14 protein-coding genes, 1 tRNA gene and 1 pseudogene are annotated in these 19,744 nt (G+C 72.7%); 10 read left to right on the forward strand and 6 right to left on the reverse strand.

Annotated features, from left to right (window positions below):
- Positions 1–130: 130 nt before the first annotated feature.
- Both ABH931_RS18130 and ABH931_RS18135 read right to left on the reverse strand, forming a co-directional pair.
- Positions 131–1,333 (reverse strand): NAD(P)/FAD-dependent oxidoreductase, encoded by a 1,203-nt coding sequence (locus ABH931_RS18130; protein ID WP_370114441.1) that lies wholly within the window; start codon positions 1,331–1,333, stop codon positions 131–133.
- Positions 1,330–1,662, reverse strand: coding sequence for a bifunctional 3-phenylpropionate/cinnamic acid dioxygenase ferredoxin subunit (locus tag ABH931_RS18135; RefSeq protein ID WP_370114443.1), 333 nt, complete (start codon positions 1,660–1,662; stop codon positions 1,330–1,332). Before ABH931_RS18135 ends, ABH931_RS18130 begins: the two co-directional genes overlap by 4 nt.
- A 154-nt stretch (positions 1,663–1,816) precedes the next feature.
- Between ABH931_RS18135 and ABH931_RS18140 the strand changes: the two genes are divergently transcribed.
- Together ABH931_RS18140 and ABH931_RS18145 are read left to right on the forward strand one after the other, a co-directional pair.
- Positions 1,817–2,566: an IclR family transcriptional regulator gene (locus tag ABH931_RS18140; RefSeq protein ID WP_370114668.1), complete on the forward strand. Its 750-nt coding sequence runs from the start codon at positions 1,817–1,819 to the stop codon at positions 2,564–2,566.
- Positions 2,567–2,632: 66 nt separating this feature from the next.
- Positions 2,633–2,717 (forward strand) — tRNA-Ser (locus ABH931_RS18145).
- Positions 2,718–2,783: 66 nt separating this feature from the next.
- On the opposite strand, the gene ABH931_RS18150 is transcribed toward ABH931_RS18145, so the two are convergent.
- Together ABH931_RS18150 and ABH931_RS18155 are read right to left on the reverse strand one after the other, a co-directional pair.
- On the reverse strand, positions 2,784–4,331 hold the full coding sequence (locus ABH931_RS18150) for an APC family permease (RefSeq protein ID WP_370114445.1): 1,548 nt from the start codon (positions 4,329–4,331) through the stop codon (positions 2,784–2,786).
- A 36-nt stretch (positions 4,332–4,367) separates the two neighbouring features.
- Positions 4,368–5,864 carry an aldehyde dehydrogenase family protein gene (locus ABH931_RS18155; protein WP_370114446.1) on the reverse strand — a complete coding sequence of 499 codons (1,497 nt, stop codon included), beginning with the start codon at positions 5,862–5,864 and terminating at the stop codon, positions 4,368–4,370.
- Positions 5,865–6,091: 227 nt separating this feature from the next.
- Between ABH931_RS18155 and ABH931_RS18160 the strand changes: the two genes are divergently transcribed.
- The 4 genes from ABH931_RS18160 to ABH931_RS18175 all read left to right on the forward strand — a co-directional run bounded on the left by ABH931_RS18160 (position 6,092) and on the right by ABH931_RS18175 (position 11,564).
- A complete protein-coding gene (locus tag ABH931_RS18160) occupies positions 6,092–8,551 on the forward strand; it encodes an FAD-dependent oxidoreductase (protein WP_370114448.1) in 2,460 nt (819 codons plus the stop codon).
- A gap of 108 nt (positions 8,552–8,659) precedes the next feature.
- On the forward strand, positions 8,660–9,781 hold the full coding sequence (locus ABH931_RS18165; protein ID WP_370114449.1) for an aromatic ring-hydroxylating dioxygenase subunit alpha: 1,122 nt from the start codon (positions 8,660–8,662) through the stop codon (positions 9,779–9,781).
- Positions 9,782–9,840: 59 nt separating this feature from the next.
- The gene (locus ABH931_RS18170; protein WP_370114451.1) at positions 9,841–10,935 is read left to right on the forward strand and encodes an S-(hydroxymethyl)mycothiol dehydrogenase; all 1,095 of its coding nucleotides are present in this window, start codon (positions 9,841–9,843) and stop codon (positions 10,933–10,935) included.
- Complete coding sequence (locus ABH931_RS18175; protein WP_370114453.1) at positions 10,935–11,564, forward strand: MBL fold metallo-hydrolase; 630 nt, start codon at positions 10,935–10,937, stop codon at positions 11,562–11,564. The genes ABH931_RS18170 and ABH931_RS18175 overlap by 1 nt, the downstream gene beginning before the upstream one ends.
- Positions 11,565–11,613: 49 nt before the next feature.
- On the opposite strand, the gene ABH931_RS18180 is transcribed toward ABH931_RS18175, so the two are convergent.
- Together ABH931_RS18180 and ABH931_RS18185 are read right to left on the reverse strand one after the other, a co-directional pair.
- The gene (locus ABH931_RS18180) at positions 11,614–14,205 is read right to left on the reverse strand and encodes a helix-turn-helix domain-containing protein (RefSeq protein WP_370114670.1); all 2,592 of its coding nucleotides are present in this window, start codon (positions 14,203–14,205) and stop codon (positions 11,614–11,616) included.
- 306 nt (positions 14,206–14,511) lie between these two features.
- On the reverse strand, positions 14,512–15,225 hold the full coding sequence (locus tag ABH931_RS18185; RefSeq protein ID WP_370114455.1) for a hypothetical protein: 714 nt from the start codon (positions 15,223–15,225) through the stop codon (positions 14,512–14,514).
- 196 nt (positions 15,226–15,421) lie between these two features.
- On the opposite strand from ABH931_RS18185, the gene ABH931_RS18190 reads away from it, so the two are divergent.
- The 4 genes and pseudogenes from ABH931_RS18190 (at position 15,422) to araA (ending at position 19,425) form a co-directional block, all read left to right on the forward strand.
- Entirely contained in the window at positions 15,422–16,468 is a 1,047-nt protein-coding gene (locus tag ABH931_RS18190; protein ID WP_370114457.1) for a LacI family DNA-binding transcriptional regulator, read from the forward strand.
- Between the two features lie 295 nt (positions 16,469–16,763).
- Positions 16,764–17,237 (forward strand): annotated as a pseudogene (locus ABH931_RS18195) (FGGY-family carbohydrate kinase); the annotation flags it as partial.
- On the forward strand, positions 17,234–17,923 hold the full coding sequence (locus ABH931_RS18200; protein WP_370114459.1) for an L-ribulose-5-phosphate 4-epimerase: 690 nt from the start codon (positions 17,234–17,236) through the stop codon (positions 17,921–17,923). The pseudogene ABH931_RS18195 and the gene ABH931_RS18200, both read left to right, overlap by 4 nt.
- Positions 17,920–19,425, forward strand: coding sequence for an L-arabinose isomerase (gene araA / locus ABH931_RS18205; RefSeq protein WP_370114461.1), 1,506 nt, complete (start codon positions 17,920–17,922; stop codon positions 19,423–19,425). The genes ABH931_RS18200 and araA overlap by 4 nt, the downstream gene beginning before the upstream one ends.
- Positions 19,426–19,744: the final 319 nt, after the last annotated feature.

A 19,744-nucleotide genomic window follows, 5' to 3' on the forward strand; every position in this document is an offset into this window, starting at 1 on the left:
AAGTTCTCGGAGGCGATCATCTCCAGGGTCGACTGCTGGCGGTGCAGCTCGGCGTCCACCGCGGCGGCGACCTCGGGGTCGAGGCTGTGCAGGGATTCGTTCAACAGGCTCATGGCGTGGCTTCCTCCGGTCAGGCGGGGCGGGGAAGGGCGACGACGGCGGGCGTGAGAGTACGGCGCAGGCGGCCGAAGGCCTTGGCCTGATCGACCGCCAGTACGGCGACGGGACGGCCCTCGCGCCGGTACACGGCCGCGAAGCGGCGGCCGGCCGGCTCGCCCTCGACGACCTGCGGCACGTCGCCGGGCCGGACGTGGCCGGCGAACTGGATGCGGGAGCCGTACTGGTCGGACCAGAAGTACGGCGCGCTGGCGGGGGCCGGCGCCGAGACGCCGGTCAGCAGGGTGCGGGCGGCGGTGCGGGGCTGCTCGGTGGCGCTGGTCCAGTGCTCGACGCGGGTGTGGCCGCCGGTGAACAGGTCCAGGCAGCGGGCGACGTCGCCCACGGCGACCACACCGGGGACCTCCGTGGCGCAGCCCGCGTCGCAGACGACGCCGTCCTCGACGCGCAGCCCGGAGCCGTCGAGCCAGTCGGTCGCGGGGCGGGCCCCGACGCCGACCAGGACGACGTCGGCGGGGACGAGCCGCCCGTCCGCCAGCCGCACGCCGGTGACCCGGCCGGCGCCCTTCGGCCCCGCGCCCTCCAGCCCTGCGACACCGACCCCGCTCAGCAACCGGACGCCGTGCTCGGCGTGGAACGAGGCGCAGACCCGGCCCATCTCCGGCCCGAGGACGCGCTCCAGCGGCACCTCGGCGGCCTCGATCACGGTGACGTCCAGCCCCATCGCCCGTGCGGTGGAGGCCACCTCCGCGCCGATGAAACCGGCGCCGACGACGGCGACCGCGGGCCGGCCGGTGGTGAGCCCGGCGCGCAGCGCCTCGGCGTCCTCCAGCGTGCGCAGGGTGTGCACGCCGGCGAGCTCCCGGACACCCGGCAGGGTGCGCGCGGCGGCCCCGGTCGCGATGACGACCGCGTCCGTGCGCAGCTCGTGGCCGTCGGACGTGGTGACCGTGCGCGCCCCCGGATCGAGCCGCACGGCGCGTGCGCCGAGCAGCCAGTCGGCGTCGAGGTCCTGGTACTCCTGCGCGTCGCCGAGCGCGAGGTCGTGCGCGTCGAGCTCCCCGGCCAGGAACTGCTTGGACAACGGCGGGCGGTCGTAGGGCAGTCGGCGCTCCTCCCCCACGACCGTGATCGCCCCTTCGAAACCCTCCTCGCGCAGCGCGCGGACGGTGCCGAGACCCGCCAGCGAGGCCCCGACGACCAGGACGCTCCTCACGCGGGTTCCCCCACGGTGTCGGTGGCGGTCACCTGGAGCAGCACCAGGCCGTCCACGACGTCGACCCGGTGGGTGCGCAGAGCGGCCTTCGCGGGCGGACAGGTGGGGCGACCGGTGCGCAGGTCGAAGGAGCTCGCGTGCAGCGGGCACTCGACCAGACAGCCCTCGAGCCAGCCGTCCGCCAGGGACGCGTCCTGGTGCGTGCAGGTGTCGTCGACGGCGTAGAGAACACCGTCGGCGTTGAAGACGGCGATGGGAACGGGGACGCCCTGCGTCACACGGAGCGCCTCACCGGGGGGCAGGTCGTCGATCCGGCAGACCGTGATCACTCGGAACCTCCAGAGTGTCGCGTATCACGCAACAGGATTCGGTATGCGCAACATGGTTTCCCTGACCTGAAGTACTGTCAAGAGGGTCCGCAGGCCGCTCGCGCAGGCATACTGTTGCGCCATGAGCAACGGTGTGCAGCCCGGCGAGTCCCCCGTGCAGTCGGTGGACCGCGCCGTCACGATCCTCGAACTCCTGGCCGCGCGCGGCGAAGCGGGCGTCACGGAGATCGCCGCCGAGCTCGGCGTGCACAAGTCCACGGCGTTCCGGCTGGTCGCGGCGCTGGAGCTGCGCGGTCTCGTCGAGCAGCCGGGCGAGCGCGGCAAGTACCGCCTCGGCCTGGGCCTGGTCCGCCTCGCGGGCGCGGCGACGGTGCGGCTGGACCTGTCGCAGCAGAGCCGGCCGGTCTGCGAGCGGCTCGCGGTCGAGGTCGCGGAGACCATCAACGTGGCGATCCTCGACGTCGACGCCGCGGTCAACATCGAGCAGGTGCTGGGTCCTTCGGCGATCACGACACACAACTGGGTCGGTCAGCGCACGCCGCTGCACGCCACCTCCAGCGGCAAGGTGCTGCTCGCACACCTGCCGGAGCAGGCGCTGGCCGCACGGCTCGCGGACCCGCTGGAACGCTTCACCACGCAGACCGTCACCGATCCGGCCCGCCTGCGGCGCCAGCTCGAGACCGCCCGCAAGGACGGCTACGCCTGCACGGTCGAGGAGCTGGAGACCGGCCTCAACGCCGTCGCCGCACCGGTCTTCGCCCACAACGGCCAGGTCGTGGCGGCGATCAGCGCCTCCGGCCCGTCCTTCCGCCTGGCCGAGCCGCGCCTCGCCGAGGTGGCGCAGGCGGTGCGGGAGGCGGCGGAGCAGGTCTCGACCCGCCTGGGGTACGTACGCACCCGCTGAAGGAAAACCGCTGAAGGAAAACCCCTTGGCTCGGCGCCCCTCCCGTTCCCAGGGTGGGAGCACCACGGAGGGGTGGCCGAGTGGTAAGGCAGCGGCTTGCTAAGCCGTCGTCAGGGGCGACCCTGCGCGCGTTCGATCCGCGCTCCCTCCGCTTGCCCGCGCGCGTCAGCGACGCCCTCGGCCTCCTCGTCCGAGGGCGTCGCCGGCGCGTGGGCGGTCAGGTCTCCGGGACCAGCTCCAGGGGCGCGGCAGACGCGGCTACGCCGCGGCGGTAGCGCAGGTAGAGACCCAGGCCCACCGCGGTGATGACCGCGGTGAAGACGATCGCCCCCCACTGGTAGTACCAGTGGTCGCTGCCGTACACCGCCGCGCGGGGCCACGCCAGGTTGACCGTCATGGCCGCGCCGTACAGGACTGCGAAGGCGTTCACGGGAGTGCCCCACCGGCCGAGGTTGAAGTAGGGGCCGTGGTCCGGGCGCGGCCACTCGCCGCGCAGGCGGCGCACCAGCATCGGGCCGGTGACCATCAGGTAGGGGATGTAGAAGAGGATGATCGCGACCGAGGTGAGGATGTAGAAGACCCGCTGGTTGCCGATGTTGACCAGCAGCAGCGCGATCGTCAGCACGCCCGTGATGAGCGCCGGCGCCACCGGCGTCTTGGAGCGCGGCGAGACCTTGGCGATGGCCTTGCCGAACGGCAGCCGCCCGTCCCGCGCCATGGCGAACAGAAGCCGGATCGCGGCCGTCTGGACGGCCAGGCAGCAGACCGTGATGGCGATCGCCGAGCAGACCAGGAAGGCGTCGCCGAGGCCCGTGCCCAGCGTCGACTTGATGAGGTACGGCATGCCGAGCGTGCCCAGCTCCTGGGCGTTGATGTTGCCGACGGCCATCATGCCGATCAGCATGAGCAGTCCGCCCGCAAGGAACGCGGCCGAGATCGCCCGGATGATGGCGCGCGGGGCGTGCCGACGCGGCTCCTTGGTCTCCTCCGCCAACGCGCCGGCCGTGTCGAAGCCGTAGAAGACGTAGGCGCTCATGATCGAGGCGACCAGGAACGCGCCGAGATAGCCCCAGGAGTGGCCGGTGCCGGTACCGGCCGTCTTCAGGACAACCTGCGGACCCCGGTGGATGTGGACCGCGAGCATGACGATCAGCAGGGTGACGCCGGTGAGTTCGACCGCGACGCCAAAGTTGTTGATCTTCGCCATCAGTCGCACGCCGACGAGGTTGACGATCGTGGTGAACACCACCAGGCCGAGCGCCAGCAGGATCGCGTTCCTGGCGCCGTTCGGCGTCGCGGTCTGCCCCGCGTCGGAGGCTCCGCCCACGATCTCGAAGGCGAGCGAGACCTGGGGCAGGATCACCTGGTAGGCGACGGCCACGGCTGCCGCGGTGACCACCGCGCCGATCGCCATGATCCAGCCGGACATCCACGAGGTGACCGGGCGGGCGATCTGCTTGGACCACTGGTAGACGCCGCCGGCCAGCGGGAACTGGCCGGCCATCTCCGCGAAGCAGAGCGCGACGGCGAGCTGGCCGAGGAAGACCAGCGGCCAGGACCAGATGAACGCCGGGCCGCCCGCGCCGAAGCCGAAGCCGAAGAGCTGGAAGACGCCGGTCATGATGGAGATGTAGCTGAATCCGGCGGCGAAGCTGGAGAAGGAGCCGAGCGAGCGCTCCAGCTCCTGCCGGTAACCGAAACGGGCCAGATCATGGGTGTCGTGGCCCGGTTCTCTGGGTGCGGCGGTCGTTTCCGATGTGCTCATGGGCGCTCCCGGTGCCGTGCGGCGAGTGCGAGTGGGTCAGTCGGCGAACCAGTACTGCGGTGCGGGGTCGATCGTGCGCCAGATGTGCTTGGCTTCCTGGTACTCGCGCAGGCCGGAGGGGCCGAGTTCACGGCCGGTGCCGGACTGCTTGAAACCGCCCCACTCGGCCTGCGGCACATAGGGGTGGTAGTCGTTGATCCACACGGTGCCGAGACGCAGGCGCTGTGCGACGCGTTCGGCCCGTCCGGCGTCCTTGGTCCACACGGCGCCGGCCAGACCGTAGGGGGTGTCGTTGGCCAGGGCGACGACCTCGTCCTCCGCGTCGAAGAGCTCGACGGTCAGCACCGGGCCGAAGACCTCCTCGCGGACCACCGCCATGCCGGGGTGGCAGCCGGAGAGGACGGTGGGGCGCAGGAAGTACCCTTGCTGGAGCTCCGGTTCGGTGGGGCGGGCGCCGCCCGCGCGCAGGACGGCGCCCTCGGCCAGGGCGCCCGCGAGATGGCGCTCCACCTTGGCGCGGTGCTCGGCGGAGACGAGCGGGCCGCACTCGGTGCCCTTGGCGAGGCCGTCGCCCAGCCGGATCCTCTCCGCGCGGCGGGCCAGCTCGGTGATGAACTCCTCGTGCTGCCCGCGTTGCAGCAGCAGCCGGGACCCCGCGGAGCAGACCTGGCCGGAGTGGAGGAAGGCGGCGGTGAGCGCGTAGTCGACGGCCGTGGTCAGGTCGGCGTCGGCGAAGACGATGTTGGGGTTCTTCCCGCCGAGTTCGAGGGCGACCTTCTTGACCGTCTCGGCGGCCGCGCGCATGACGGACCGTCCCGTGGCGAGACCGCCGGTGAAGGAGACCAGGTCCACCAGGGGATGCTCGGCCAGCGCCGCGCCGACCGCGCCGCCGCCGAGCACGAGGTTGGCCGTCCCGGCCGGTGCGCCGGCCTCGTCCAGCCGCTCCTGGAGCAGCTCGAAGAGGCGGACCGTGGTGAGCGGGGTGACCTCGCTGGGCTTGGCGACGACGGCGTTGCCCGCCGCGAGCGCCGGGGCCAGCTTCCAGGTGATCTGCAACAGCGGATAGTTCCACGGCGTGATCAACGCGCAGACGCCGACCGGCTCGTGGACGACGCGGCTGACCGCGTCCGCCCGGCCGGTGTCGACGGTTCGGCCGGCCTCGGTGGTGACCAGCGCGGCGTAGTAGCGCAGCACGGCGGTGGAGTCGTCGACGTCGTAGCGGCTCTCGGCGAGCGTCTTGCCCGTGTCGAGGGTCTCCAGCCGGGCCAGCTCCGCGCGGTGCTCCTGGAGCGCGTCGGCCGTAGCCGTCAGGACGGCGGCGCGGCGCGCGGCGGGCGCGTGGGCCCAGCCGCCCGCGTCGAACGCGGCGCGGGCGGCGCGCACCGCGCGGTCCACGTCGGCGGTCGACGCCTCCGCCACGGTGGCCAGTTCGGTCGCGTCATAGGGGTTGGTGACGATCCGTTCGCCGCCGCCCTCGGCAGCGGTCCAGGAGCCGTCGATGAACAGGGAGTTGGTGCGGACCTCGGGCCGCATGAGCAGCCGCCTCCTCGCATGTTGCGTGATGAGAAACATTGACCTTCATTCGCAACGTGTCGCCGAGTATGGAAGTGGCGCAAAGAGGGTGTCAAGGGGGCTGACGAGGGGCCGGCCACCGCCCGAAGTCTTGACAGGCACGCTCCGGGAACTGAGTCTGTTTCACATCACGCAATTCATTGCGCTATAGGCAACAGTCACAGTGGATCACCCAACTCCCCGAGGGGATGGATCACTTGACCGCTCATCCGAAAGTCGTGATCGTCGGCGCCGGGATCGTGGGCTGCGCACTGGCCGAGGAGCTCACGGCGCGCGGCTGGACCGACGTCACCGTGCTCGACCAGGGTCCCCTCTTCGCCACCGGCGGCTCCAGCTCCCACGCTCCCGGTCTCGTCTTCCAGACCAACGCGTCAAAGGCGATGGCAGAGTTCGCCCGCTACACCGTCGAGAAGTACACGGCGCTGACGCTCGACGGAGCGTGGTGCTTCCGCCAGGTCGGCGGCCTGGAGGTGGCGACCACACCGGAACGCGTCGAGGAACTGCGGCGCCGGCACGGCTACGCCGCCTCGTGGGGCATCCGCGCCGAACTGGTCGACGCCGACCGGTGCGTGGAGCTGCACCCGCTGCTGGACCGCGGGCAGGTGCTGGCCGGCCTGCACACCCCCGACGACGGACTGGCCAAGGCGCTGCGCGCGGCCGAGGCCCAGGCCCGTCTGGCGATCGGGCGCGGCGCGCGCTTCCTCGGGCACCACGCGGTGACCGGGGTCGAGTCGAGCGGCGGGCGGGTCACGGCCGTCACCACCGAACACGGATCCTTCCCCGCCGACGTGGTGGTCTCCTGCGCCGGGTTCTGGGGACCGAAGCTCGGCGCGATGGCCGGGCTCACCGTCCCGCTGGTGCCGCTGGCGCACCAGTACGCGCGGACCACTCCCCTCGCGGCGCTCGCCGGGCACAACTCCGAGCTCCTGGAAGCCTCCAGGCCGATCCTGCGGCACCAGGACCGCGACCTCTACTTCCGCGAGCACGTGGACCGCATCGGCATCGGCTCCTACGCACACCGCCCGCTGCCGGTCCCGCTCACGGACGTCGCGGCTCCCGGTGGCCCGGTGATGCCCTCGATGCTGCCCTTCACCGAGGAGGACTTCGAGCCGTCCTGGCTCGACGCCCGCACGCTGCTGCCCGCACTCGCCGCGACCAAGGTCGAGGAGGGCTTCAACGGCATCTTCTCCTTCACGCCCGACGGCTTCCCGCTCATGGGCGAGGCGCCCGAGCTGCGCGGTTTCTGGGTCGCGGAGGCCGTCTGGGTGACCCACTCCGCGGGCGTGGCCCGGGCGATGGCGCAGTGGCTGGTGGACGGCCGGTCGCAGACCGACCTGCACGAGTGCGACCTGAACCGCTTCGAGCAGGTGCAGCTGGCACCGGCGTACGTGCACCAGCGCAGTTGCCAGAACTTCGTCGAGGTCTACGACATCCTCCACCCGCTCCAGCCGATGGAGCAGCCCCGCCCGCTGCGGGTCAGCCCCTTCCACGCCCGGCAGCGGGAGTTGGGAGCGGTGTTCCTGGAGGGCGCCGGCTGGGAGCGGCCGCACTGGTTCGAGGCCAACGCCTCACTGCCGGAGGTGGCGCAGATCCCCGGGCGAGGCGCGTGGGCGTCGCGGTACTGGTCGCCGATCGCCGGAGCCGAGGCACTGGCGACCCGTTCCCGCGTCGCGCTCTTCGACATGACGCCGCTCAAGCGGCTGGAGGTCTCCGGCCCCGGAGCGCTGGAGCTCCTCCAGTACCTGACCACCAACCAGCTGGACAAGCCGGTCGGCGCGGTCACCTACACCCTGCTGCTCGACGAGTCGGGCGGCGTGCGCAGCGACCTGACGGTGGCGCGCCTCGGCCCGGAGCGCTTCCAGGTCGGCGCGAACGGCCCGCTCGACCTGGACTGGCTCACCCGCCACCGCCCGGACGGCTCCCCCGTCCAGATCCGGGACATCACCGGCGGCACCTGCTGCGTCGGCGTCTGGGGGCCGCTCGCCCGCGAGCTGGTCCAGCCGCTGACCGACGCGGACTTCTCGCACCGCGGCTTCGGCTACTTCAAGGCGAGGCAGGCCTGCGTCGGCGAGGTGCCGGTCACGGCCATGCGGCTGTCGTACGTCGGCGAGCTGGGCTGGGAGCTGTACACCACGGCCGACGCCGGACAGCGGCTGTGGGACACGCTGTGGCAGGCCGGACAGCGGCTGGGCGTCGTGGCGGCAGGACGCAGCGCGTTCAACAGCCTCCGGCTGGAGAAGGGCTACCGCTCCTGGGGCACCGACCTGACCGCGGAGCACACCCCCTACGAGGCGGGGCTGGGTTTCGCGGTCCGGATGGACAAGGGCGACTTCCTCGGCCGGGAGGCACTGGTCGGCCTCGGCGAGGAGACGGCGAAGCGGCGGTTGACGCCACTGTTGCTGGAGGACCCGCACGCCGTGGTCATGGGCAGGGAGCCGGTCCGCGCCGCGGACGGCGCGCCGGTCGGCTACGTCACGAGCGCGGCGTACGGGTACACGATCGGGAGGTCGATCGCGTACGCGTGGCTGCCCGTCTCGCTGGCCGCGCCCGGCACGCGGCTGGACGTCGAGTACTTCGGCGAGCTGCTGGCGGCGGTCGTCGCCGAGGAACCGCTGTTCGATCCAGGGATGGCCCGCATTCGTGTGTAGCCACTGACGCGGCACGGCCCTCGCTCAGCAGGGCCATCCGCTTCCGTGGTTTCCCGCGCAGGTCCTCGCGCCCCTGAGTGTCCTCCCACCGTTGAAAGGTGTCCCGACGTGACCGCGACCGAGCTGCCCGCCAGCCTCATCCCGACCCTGCCCGGCTCCGCGTACACCGACCCGCAGGTCTTCGCCCAGGAGCAGGAGAAGATCTTCGAGCGGATGTGGTTCTGCGCCGTCCGCGCCTCCGAGCTGGACGCGCCGGGGAAGTTCCGCACCGTGCAGGTCGGGCGGGAGAGCGTGCTGGTGACCCGGACCCGGGAGGGCGCGGTGAAGGCCTTCCTCAACATCTGCCGCCACCGCGGCGCCCGCCTGTGCACGCAGGAGGAGGGCGAGGTGAAGCGCGCCTTCCAGTGTCCGTACCACGCCTGGACCTACGGGCTGGACGGCAGGCTCGTCGCCGCGCCCAACCTCACCAGCATGCCGGACGTGGACCGGACCACCTACGGACTGGTCAACGTGCACGTGCGCGAGTGGCTCGGATACGTCTGGGTCTGCCTGGCCGAGGAACCGCCGTCCTTCGAGGAGGACGTGATGGGCGCCGCCACCGAGCGGCTGGGTGACCCGAAGGCGATCGACCACTACCAGACCGACGAACTCGCCGTGGGCCGGCGCGTCCGCTACGACGTGCGCGCCAACTGGAAGCTCATCGTCGAGAACTTCATGGAGTGCTACCACTGCGCCACCATCCACCCCGAACTCACCGACATGCTGCCGGAGTTCAAGGGCGGCTTCGCTGCGCAGTACTACGTGGGCCACGGCGCCGAGTTCGCCGAGGAGGCGGAGGGCTTCACCGTGGACGGCAGCGCCGGTGTCGCGAGGATCCCGGGCGTCACCGAGGAACAGGACCGCCGCTACTACGCGATCACGATCAAGCCCCAGGTGTTCGTCAACCTCGTGCCGGACCACGTGATCGTGCTGCGGATGATCCCGCTCGCCGCGGACCACACGGTCGTCGAGTGCGACTGGCTCTTCCTGAAGGACGTGGTGGACGCGGGAGTCGACCTGGACCGTTCCGTGGAGCTGTTCCACCGGGTGAACGTCCAGGACTTCGAGGCGTGCGAACGCTGCCAGCCGGCCATGGACTCGCGCGCCTACGCCCGTGGTGGTGTGTTGGTGCCCAGTGAGCACCACATCGGGGCCTTCCATGATTGGGTGGCGGGGAAGCTCAGCAACTGACCCCTCCTGTCCTCCCCGCAACGCTTCCCTCCACAACGCAGTACGAAAGGTGTCCCGTCATGCCGCAGCAGGTCCGAGGAGTCGTCGCGCCCGGCAAGGGCGAGCCGGTGCGCGTCGAGACGATCGTCGTGCCGGATCCCGGCCCCGGCGAGGCGGTGGTGGCCGTGCAGGCCTGCGGCGTCTGCCACACCGACCTGCACTACCGCGAGGGCGGCATCAACGACGACTTCCCGTTCCTGCTGGGCCACGAGGCCGCCGGGATCGTGGAGTCCGTCGGCGAGGGCGTGACCGAGGTCGCGCCCGGCGACTTCGTCATCCTGAACTGGCGCGCGGTGTGCGGCCAGTGCCGGGCCTGTCTGCGCGGCCGGCCCTGGTACTGCTTCAACACCCACAACGCGAAGCAGAAGATGACCCTCGCCGCCACCGGCCAGGAGCTCTCTCCCGCCCTCGGGATCGGCGCCTTCGCCGAGAAGACGCTGGTCGCCGCCGGGCAGTGCACCAAGGTCGACCCGGCGGCCTCCCCGGCCGTGGCCGGACTGCTCGGGTGCGGGGTGATGGCGGGGCTCGGCGCGGCGATCAACACGGGCAACGTCGGCCGGGGCGACACGGTCGCCGTGATCGGCTGCGGCGGCGTCGGCGGCGCGGCGATCATGGGCTCCCGGCTGGCCGGGGCCTCGAAGATCATCGCAGTCGACGTGGACGAGCGGAAGCTGGCGGCCGCCGAACGGCTCGGCGCCACGCACACCGTGCTCTCCGGGCCGGGCCAGGACGACGTGGTCGAGGCGATCCGGGAGCTGACCGGCGGCTTCGGGGCGGACGTCGTGGTCGAGGCCGTCGGCCGCCCGGAGACGTACCGGCAGGCCTTCCACGCCCGCGACCTGGCCGGCACCGTCGTGCTGGTGGGCGTGCCCACGCCCGAGATGCGGCTGGAACTGCCGCTGCTGGACGTGTTCGGCCGCGGCGGCGCGCTGAAGTCCTCCTGGTACGGCGACTGCCTGCCCTCGCGCGACTTCCCGATGCTGATCGACCTCTACCTCCAGGGCCGGCTGGACCTGGACGCGTTCGTCACCGAGACCATCGCGCTCGACCAGGTCGAGCAGGCCTTCACCCGGATGCACGACGGCGACGTGCTGCGCTCGGTGGTGGTCCTCTGATGGCGGCCCGCGTCGAGCACCTGGAGACCTCCGGCGTCTTCACCCTGGACGGCGGCAGCTGGGCGGTGGACAACAACGTGTGGCTGGTCGGGGACGACCACGCCGTCGTGGTCGTCGACCCGGCCCACGACGCCGAGGCGATCCTTCGCGCCGTGGGCGGCCGCGAGGTCACCGCGATCGTGTGCACGCACGCCCACAACGACCACGTGAACGCGGCCCCCGAGCTCGCCGACCGCACCGGCGCGCCGATCCTGCTCCACCCGGACGACCTGCCGCTGTGGCAGCAGACGCACCCGGAGCGGAAGCCCGACGGGGAGCTGGCGGACGGTGGGGTGCTCACCGTCGCGGGAACGGAGCTCCACGTCCTTCACACGCCGGGTCACGCGCCCGGCGCCATCTGCCTCCACGTGCCGGCGCTCACCACCGTGTTCACCGGGGACACGCTCTTCGCGGGTGGACCGGGAGCGACGGGGCGGTCGTTCTCCGACTTCCCCACCATCGTGCGCTCGATCGCCGACCGGCTGCTGACCCTTCCGCCGGAGACGGTGGTCCGCACCGGCCACGGCGGCACCACCACGATCGGCGCCGAGGCGCCGCACCTGGAGGAGTGGATCGCCCGAGGGCACTGACGCACCGTCGGCGGGGCCGCCCCTCGTGGCGGCCCCGCCGGTCTGCGCCCTACTCGGCCTCCACTCCCGCCACAGCCTCGGCCGCCGGCTGCCGGGCCGCCGGGAAGCGCGCCGACGCGTACTCCGGCCGGCGCTCGCGGTGGTCGCGGGCGAGGTGGTGCTGGAGACGGGCGTGGCGGAACTGGTAGACGGCGCCGCTCTGGCGCAGCACACCCCGGCGGTAGGCGTCGTCGAGGAAGCCCGCGGGATCGGCCGGGAGCCGCCCGGTCAGCGGGAGCCAGATCCGGCCGAGCACCAGCCACTGGCCCCAGGCCGTGAAGGCGAGCGCGTACGCGGGCGCTCCCCCGAGGCCGCCGACCGCGCCCAGGTACAGCCCGTCGGCGAGGTCCCAGGACATCGGGCCGAAGAGCGGGGAGAGCAGGTCGGCGACGAGGAAGCCGCCGAAGGCGATGGTGAGGGTGAGCAGCGGCGCCAGGATGGCGAGTTGGCGCACCACCGTCGCCCGGTTGGCCGCCAGCAGGGCCGCGGGGGTGGCGGCGGCCGCCGTGTCCAGCGGGGATTCCAGCGCCGCCATGAGGACGAGCCCGAGCCCGGTGGCGGAACCGAAGATCAGGCCGAAGGCGAGCATGTTGATCGCCGTGCCCTCCAGCACCTGCGGATCCGTCAGCGGCACGCCGTCGAACAGGGCGCGTTCCAGCGCGGTGGCGACCGCCACCCCGCCACCCAGCACGAACCCTCCGGCCAGGACCGCGCCGAGGCGCCTCATGGTCATCCGCCTCGCCGCGCGCCCGGCCCGCGCCACGAGCCCCGCCGACTCCGCGGGCCGCACCGGCTCTGCGGGCCGCACCGGCTCCGCGGGCCCCGGGCGGCCGACCCGTCCGGTCCGGACGGTCCGGTCGGTCCGGTCGCTGAGCCGCAGGCGCGGCAGCCGCAGGCCGACGCGCGCCGGGGCGATCGTCCGGCCGTGGATCCCGATCACCACCGCGTACATCGCGGCGAACCCGGCCCCGGTGACCGGCCCGATCAGGATGCCGTCGAGGAGGGCCTGTGCCAGGGTGCCGTCGGCGGCCACCACGTCGACCAGCCAGTCCGCGCAGGTGACCACGGCGGCGCAGACGACCGCGACGGCGAGGACGCGGGTGGCGGGCCGGGCGGTCGCGGCCAGCCGCCACCAGGCCAGGTCCTGCTGGTCGCGCTCGGCCACGACGAGGTGGTGGGCGAGGTGGCCGAGCCACCGCTCGGCACGGTCGGCGGCCCAGCGGTTCGCGGAGCCACGGCGGTTCGCGGAGCCACGGCGGCTCGCGGGGCTCCGGTCGTCAGCGGAGGAGCGTTCGGGCGCGCGTTCGCGGTAGAGCGAGGGCACGAACCCGGCCAGCAGGTGTTCCTCGATGGCGTGCCGGGTCGGGAAGCGGGTCGCGTCCAGCAGTTCGGTGGGCGCACGGTCGGTGGAGTCGCTGTAGATCGTGCGGGCGAGTGCCACCATCAACGGACTGGCGAGTACGGCCGCGAGGTTGCGGGCGGGCCCGTCGCCGCCACCGGCCTCGGCGCTGTCCTCGGCGTCGTCCAGCCTGTCCAGCACCCGCTGCCACGGCGATGGGCCGTCGACCGTGGAGCGGGCCGTCCGGGGCAGGTAGTGCCGTACGTCGGCGAGGCTCAGCTCGCACAGTTCGATCGTAGCCGCCCAGAGCAGCGGGGACCGCACCGCCTCAGCGGCCTCGGCGAACTCGTCGTGGCGGCTGGTCAGGACGAGCGGCTGCAACGCCTCGTTCAGCTCCGCCAGCGCCCGGCCGCGCAGCCGCTCCGCGATCTCGTCGAAGCCGTCCAGGATCGGCAGGACGGCGCGTCCGTGGACCAATTCGGCCGCCGCCGTGGAGCCGTTGCCGGCCCGCCGTGCCAGGTGCGGATGGTCCCGCTCCAGCAGGTCGGCCATCCAGTCGCGCAACGTGGTGGACTCCGGGTTCCAGGAGCCGAGGCTGAACACCACCGGCACCGGATCCGCAGGTGTCTGACGCTCCAACAGATCCAGGGCGAGCCGGATCGCGAGCACCGACTTGCCCGAACCTCCGGTACCCAGGACCACCAGGCGGCCCGACGACACCTTCCGGTAGACGTCGGCGACGGCGCGCAGGTCGCCCGTCAGGTCCAACTCCGGCACCTCGGCCCCGGGTGCGACGCGCTGGATGTTCTCCCGGTGGTCGCTCGGCACGCCGGACGCCGCCCGCCAGCGCACCGGCAGGGCGAACGGGTCGTGCACACGCCGGTGTTCCTCCTCGCGGCGCAGCCGACGGCGCACCTCGCGGGCCAACTCCTCGGCGGCGTCCGCGAGTGCCGCTCCCAGCCGGGAGGGTGCCGACCCCGGATCGGGCCCACGCGCCGGCACCGGCCGCGGCGTCGCGACGGGTTCGGGTTCCGCCTCGCCCCGCATGCCGGCGAGCGCGTCCGCCAGGACGCGGCGGTCCTCGGCGTTCGCATCCAGGGCGTCGGCAAGTTGGCCGACCGTGCGCATCCTCAGGTCGGCGGCCCGGCCGGTCTCGATCCTGCGGATGGTGCTGACGCTCACCCCGGACAGCTCCGCCAACTGCTCCTGCGTCAGCCGGGCGTCCTTGCGCATCCGACGCAGGAGCGGGCCGAGTTGATCCATCACTGCCGCGACTCCGACGGAACGGACGATTGACTGAGCACGGCTCACCATAGTTGAGCATGCCTCAGCAATCCAGGTCGCTCTGGCCGATCGACACGCGGGCCCGATCGACACGCGGGGCCGATCGAAACGGCGGGCGAAAAACGCGGGGCGGAGGCCCCGGCCGAGCACGACGGCCGGGGCGGCCCCCACCCACAGGACGCGGACGGGCGTTCCGGTGTCATCATTCCGGATCCGGGCGGCGGTCCGGTACCACCGCCTGGAGGGTGAGACACCTACGGTCGTCGGATTGAACGCGGCCGCCTCCTACGCCGCGCGCGCCGCCGTCTCGCGACCCTGCGGGAGGCCGTTGGCCAGGTCCTCCAGCAGCAGACGCTTGGCGATCACGTCGACCGCGGCCCGCAGCTCAGCGCCGCCCGGGCGGCCGATGTCCTCGGCGAGCCGGTCGCGCAGCCACTCGGACCAGGCGGTGGTGAGGACCTGCACCTGGCCGGTGCCGGCCGGGGTGTGGTCGAGGAAGTCGTGGCTGCGGGTGAGGTAGCCCTCGGCGACCATGCGGTCGAAGACGGGGTCGAGCACCTCGGGCGGGACGCGCTTGCGGGCCGCGATCAGGCCGACCCTGGCGTGGCCCACGCTGCGGGTGAAGCCCTCGACCTCCATCAGCGCCCAGGCGCCCGCGATGTCGACCTCGGCCCCGGAGCCGCGCACGACCTGGCGGGCGGTGTCCAGGTGGACTCTGGAGATGATCTTCCCCACCGCGTACTCCAGCTGCCGGCTCGAGTCCGCGCCGGTCGGCTGCGCGAAGCCCTCCCCGACGTCGGTCGAGTTCGACCGGGCGGTGTCGCGCAGCTTGACCTGTTTGAGGAAGAGCGAGACCACGAATCCCAGCAGCGCGACCGGCACCGTCCACAGGAACACCGTGTGCATACCGAGCACGATCGTGCCGAAGACGATGTTGCGCTGCCGTACGTCGAGCACGGGCGGGGCGGCAGCCTGCGGCGGATCGGCGACGGTGCTCATAGGCGGAGTCTCACACCGGGCTCAGGGGGCCGCGAGTGGGGTGGCCCGGAGTGGTGACGGGTGGTCGGCGGGGCTGAGTGTGAGCGCTCACAGTCGTTCCGGCGCGGCCCGGACGGACGGCAGTGGGCCGTCCACGCGGTAACGTTCCGCAGCGGAGCCGCACGCGGGGCGCGGCGGCCTGGCGAGGAGGACCCAGATGACGGCGCAGACCACGGCGGGCGGCGGACGCAAGCCGGTCATGTCCGACGTGGCGCGCCTGGCCGGGGTGTCGCACCAGACGGTCTCCCGGGTGCTCAACGACAGCCCCCACGTGAAGGAGGCGACGCGCGAGCGGGTGCTGACGGCCATCCGCGAGCTCGACTACCGGCCGAACTCGGCAGCCCGCGCGCTGGTCACCAACCGCACCCGGACCGTCGGCGTGGTCAGCTTCGACACCACCCTCTACGGCCCCGCCTCGATGCTGCACGGCATCGAGCAGGCGGCCCGCGGCCACGACTACTTCGTCAGCATCGTCAGTGTGCGGACGCTGGACTCCCGGTCCGTCCAGGACGCCGTGGACCGGCTGCACGGTCAGGCCGTCGAGGGCGTGCTGGTGATAGCGCCGCAGACCTCCGCGGCGGGCGCGCTCGCCGCGCTGGGCGCGGACCTGCCGATCGTCGCCGTCGGCAGCGGGCCGCGGGCCAAGGTGCCGGCCGTGGCCGTCGACAACGAGTCGGGCGCGCGGGCGGTCACCCGCCATCTGCTGGACCTCGGCCACCGGACGGTCCACCACCTCGCCGGCCCGGCGAACTGGCTCGACGCCAAGGCCCGCGTCGCCGGCTGGCGCGCCGCGCTCGCGGACGCGGGGGCGTCCGCACCGGAACCCCTGACGGGCGACTGGAGCGCCCGCTCGGGCTACGAGCTGGGCCTGCGGCTCGCCACGGACCGCTCGGTGACGGCGGTCTTCTGCGCGAACGACCACATGGCCCTGGGGCTGCTGCGCGCGCTGAGCGAGGCGGGGATCGCGGTTCCGGGCGACATCAGCGTGGCGGGGTTCGACGACATCCCGGAGGCCTCGTTCTTCACCCCGCCGCTGACGACGGTGCGTCAGGACTTCGGTGAGCTGGGCCGCCGGGGCCTGGAACTCCTCCTCGACCGCATCGAGTCCGGCCCCACCGACGGCAGGCCGCCGCGCGTGCTGGTGGCCCCGGAGCCGGTGGTGCGGAGCAGCACGGCCGCGCCGGGGCGCCGACCGGCCGGCTAGGACTCGTCCCCGGCCGGCTCGGCCCCGCACCGGTACTCCCGGCCGACGCCGCGCTGACGCGTTCGGCTGCGCGATGTCTTGACGCCAGCTCATTGTTAGCGCTAACAATGAGCCACGCACCCCGCCCCACCTTCCCGGAGCTCCCGCCGTCCGCCGAGAAATGTGAGCGCTCACATGACTGCAAGACCGCCGTGCGGCACCGTCGGCGTCGACTTCGGCACGCTGTCCGGACGCGCGGTCGTCGTCTCCGTCGAGGACGGCACGCTGCTCGGCGGGGCTGTGCACGCCTACCGGCACGGCGGACACGCGCCCCGAGGAGATCTACCGGGCGCTGCTGGAGGCGACCGCCTTCGGCACCCGCGTCATCGTCGAGGCCTTCGAGGCGGCCGGCGTCCCGGTGACCGAGTTCACCGTGGCGGGCGGGCTGGCCAAGAACCGGTTCCTGATGCAGCTCTACAGCGACGTGCTGCGCCGCCCGGTCAACCTGGTCGGCTCCGGGCAGGGCCCGGCCCTCGGCTCGGCGATCCACGCGGCCGTCGCCGCCGGGGCCCACCCCGACATCCGCGCCGCGTCCGCCGCCATGGGCCGCATCGAGCGCGCCGTCTTCACCCCCGAGGCCGCCCGCGCCGACACCTACGACCCGCTCTTCGCGGAGTACCGCGAGCTGCACGACCACTTCGGCCGGGGCGGGAGCGACACACTGCACCGCCTGCGCGCACGGCGCGACGCGGCGCGGGCCACCAGCCACACCGAGGAGGACCACGCGTGAGGGACATCGACACGATCAGGGCGGAGGTCTGCGCCCTGCACGCGGAACTTCTGCGCTGGGGGCTGGTCACCTGGACCAGCGGCAACGTCAGCGCCCGCGTCCCCGGTGCGGAGCTGCTGGTGATCAAACCCAGCGGTGTCTCCTACGACGAGCTCACGCCGGAGACGATGATCGTGACGGACCTGGACGGCAGGGTCGTCGCCGGTGACCACTCCCCCTCGTCCGACACCGCCGCGCACGCCTACGTCTACCGGGCGATGCCCGAGGTCGGCGGGGTCGTGCACACGCACTCCCCCTACGCCACCGCCTGGGCGGCGCGCGGGGAGGCGATCCCGTGCGCGATCACCGCGATGGGCGACGAGTTCGGTGACGACATCCCGGTCGGTCCGTTCGCGCTGATCGGGGACGACTCGATCGGGCAGGGCATCGTGGCGACGCTGCGCGGCCACCGCTCCCCGGCCGTGCTGATGCGGCAGCACGGCGTCTTCGCCATCGGCGGCAGCGCCAAGGACGCCGTGAAGGCCGCAGTGATGTGCGAGGACGTGGCCCGCACGATGCACCTGGCCCGGCAGCTCGGGCCCGTCGACCGTCTGCCGCAGCCGGACATCGACCGGCTCCACGACCGCTACCAGCACGTGTACGGGCAGCATCCCGCCGCCGACAGCCCCGAGGGAGCCAAAGGATGACCGACCCAGCCGCCCGTGAGGTCTGGTTCCTCACCGGAACCCAGGATCTGTACGGCGAGGAGACGCTGCGTCAGGTCGCCGCGCAGTCACGAGCCGTCGCGGCCGAGTTGGGCGCGCGGCTCGGCGCGCCCGTCGCGCTGGTGTGGAAGCCGCTGCTGCGGGACGCCGCCGCGATCCGCCGGGCGATGCTGGACGCGAACGGCGACGACGCGTGCGTCGGGGTGATCGCGTGGATGCACACCTTCTCCCCCGCCAAGATGTGGATCGCCGGCCTGGACGCGCTGCGCAAGCCGCTGCTGCACCTGCACACCCAGAGCCAGGTCGAACTGCCCTGGGCCACCATCGACATGGACTTCATGAACCTCAACCAGGCCGCCCACGGCGACCGCGAGTTCGGCTTCGTGCAGACCCGGCTCGGGGTGGCGCGCAAGACCGTGGCCGGGCATGTGAGCGCGCCGGCGGTGGCGGCCCGCGTCGACAGCTGGGCCCGCGCGGCGCTCGGGAAGGCGGAGCTGACCGAGCTCAGAGTGGTCCGGTTCGGCGACAACATGCGCGACGTGGCCGTGACCGAGGGAGACAAGGTCGAGGCACAGCTGCGATTCGGTGTCTCGGTCAACACCCACGGCGTGAACGACCTGGTCGCCGCCGTCGACGCCGCCTCGGACGCGGAGGTCGGCGCGCTGGTCAAGGAGTACCAGGAGCGCTACGAGGTCGCCGCGGAACTGCGCCAGGGCGGCGAGCGGCACGACGCGCTGCGCTACGGCGCCCGGATCGAGCTGGGCCTGCGCCACCTCCTGGAGAGCGGCGGCTACGGCGCCTTCACCACCAACTTCGAGGACCTGGGCGGCCTGCGCCAACTACCGGGCCTGGCTGTGCAGCGCCTGATGGGCGACGGCTACGGGTTCGGCGGCGAGGGCGACTGGAAGACCGCCGTCCTGGTGCGCACGCTGAAGACGATGGCGTCCGGCCTGCCCGGGGGCACCTCGTTCATGGAGGACTACACCTACGACCTCACCCCCGGCAGCGAACTGGTGCTCGGCGCGCACATGCTGGAGGTCTGCCCGTCGATCGCGGCCGGCACCCCGCGCCTGGAGATCCACCCGCTCGGCATCGGCGGCCGGGAGGACCCGGTACGCCTGGTCTTCGACGCCGCCCCGGGCGCGGCCATGGTGCTCGGCATGGCCGATCTCGGCGACCGCTTCCGCCTGGTCGCCAACGAGATCGACACCGTCGTCCCGCCGCAGCCGCTGCCCGCGCTGCCCGTCGCCCGCGCCGTCTGGCGGCCGCGACCTGATCTGGCCTCCTCCGCCGAGGCGTGGATCACCGCGGGCGGGCCGCACCACACCGTGTACTCCAGCGCGCTCCGGGCGGAACACCTCGACGACCTCGCCGAGATGACCCGCACCGAGCTGGTCCTCATCGACGCCGCCACGACCCCCCGGGGCCTCGCCCGCGAGCTTCGCTGGAACCAGGCCTACCACCGTCTGGCCCTGGGGTTCTGATCCGGGCGACGCGACGGGAGGACACCGGGAGCGCGAGCGGACCGGCCCCGCCCGCCGAGGCCGTCCCGCGCGTCGCGAGTTCGGCTCTGGCGCGGGAGTCCGACCCGAAGAGAAGTTCCGCAACGGCCGGATCGACGACCGGCTTCCCGCCCACCCGTAATGCCATGACCTCGACAAATGATCGCGAGAGCTTCATCTGTCTGTCCAATGACATTTCTTGACCGTTCGTCGGCGCTCGACCGATCGAACCGGCGTAGGGTTGTTCCCGGGGATGCACGACCCACCGCCGGACTCGGCGGTGGAGACGGGGACGGGGGAC

It is taken from the genome of Streptacidiphilus sp. MAP12-33 (assembly GCF_041261265.1).
Lineage (GTDB): Bacteria > Actinomycetota > Actinomycetes > Streptomycetales > Streptomycetaceae > Streptacidiphilus.

What these genes read in the sequence shown, in the direction of transcription:
- ABH931_RS18150 (WP_370114445.1), bottom strand. Translation starts at nt 4,331, where the DNA reads ATGAGCACATCGGAAACGACCGCCGCACCCAGAGAACCGGGCCACGAC.
- ABH931_RS18155 (WP_370114446.1), bottom strand. Translation starts at nt 5,864, where the DNA reads ATGCGGCCCGAGGTCCGCACCAACTCCCTGTTCATCGACGGCTCCTGG.
- ABH931_RS18160 (WP_370114448.1), top strand. Translation starts at nt 6,092, where the DNA reads ATGGATCACTTGACCGCTCATCCGAAAGTCGTGATCGTCGGCGCCGGG.
- ABH931_RS18170 (WP_370114451.1), top strand. Translation starts at nt 9,841, where the DNA reads ATGCCGCAGCAGGTCCGAGGAGTCGTCGCGCCCGGCAAGGGCGAGCCG.
- ABH931_RS18175 (WP_370114453.1), top strand. Translation starts at nt 10,935, where the DNA reads ATGGCGGCCCGCGTCGAGCACCTGGAGACCTCCGGCGTCTTCACCCTG.
- ABH931_RS18180 (WP_370114670.1), bottom strand. Translation starts at nt 14,205, where the DNA reads ATGGATCAACTCGGCCCGCTCCTGCGTCGGATGCGCAAGGACGCCCGG.
- ABH931_RS18185 (WP_370114455.1), bottom strand. Translation starts at nt 15,225, where the DNA reads ATGAGCACCGTCGCCGATCCGCCGCAGGCTGCCGCCCCGCCCGTGCTC.
- ABH931_RS18190 (WP_370114457.1), top strand. Translation starts at nt 15,422, where the DNA reads ATGACGGCGCAGACCACGGCGGGCGGCGGACGCAAGCCGGTCATGTCC.
- araA (WP_370114461.1), top strand. Translation starts at nt 17,920, where the DNA reads ATGACCGACCCAGCCGCCCGTGAGGTCTGGTTCCTCACCGGAACCCAG.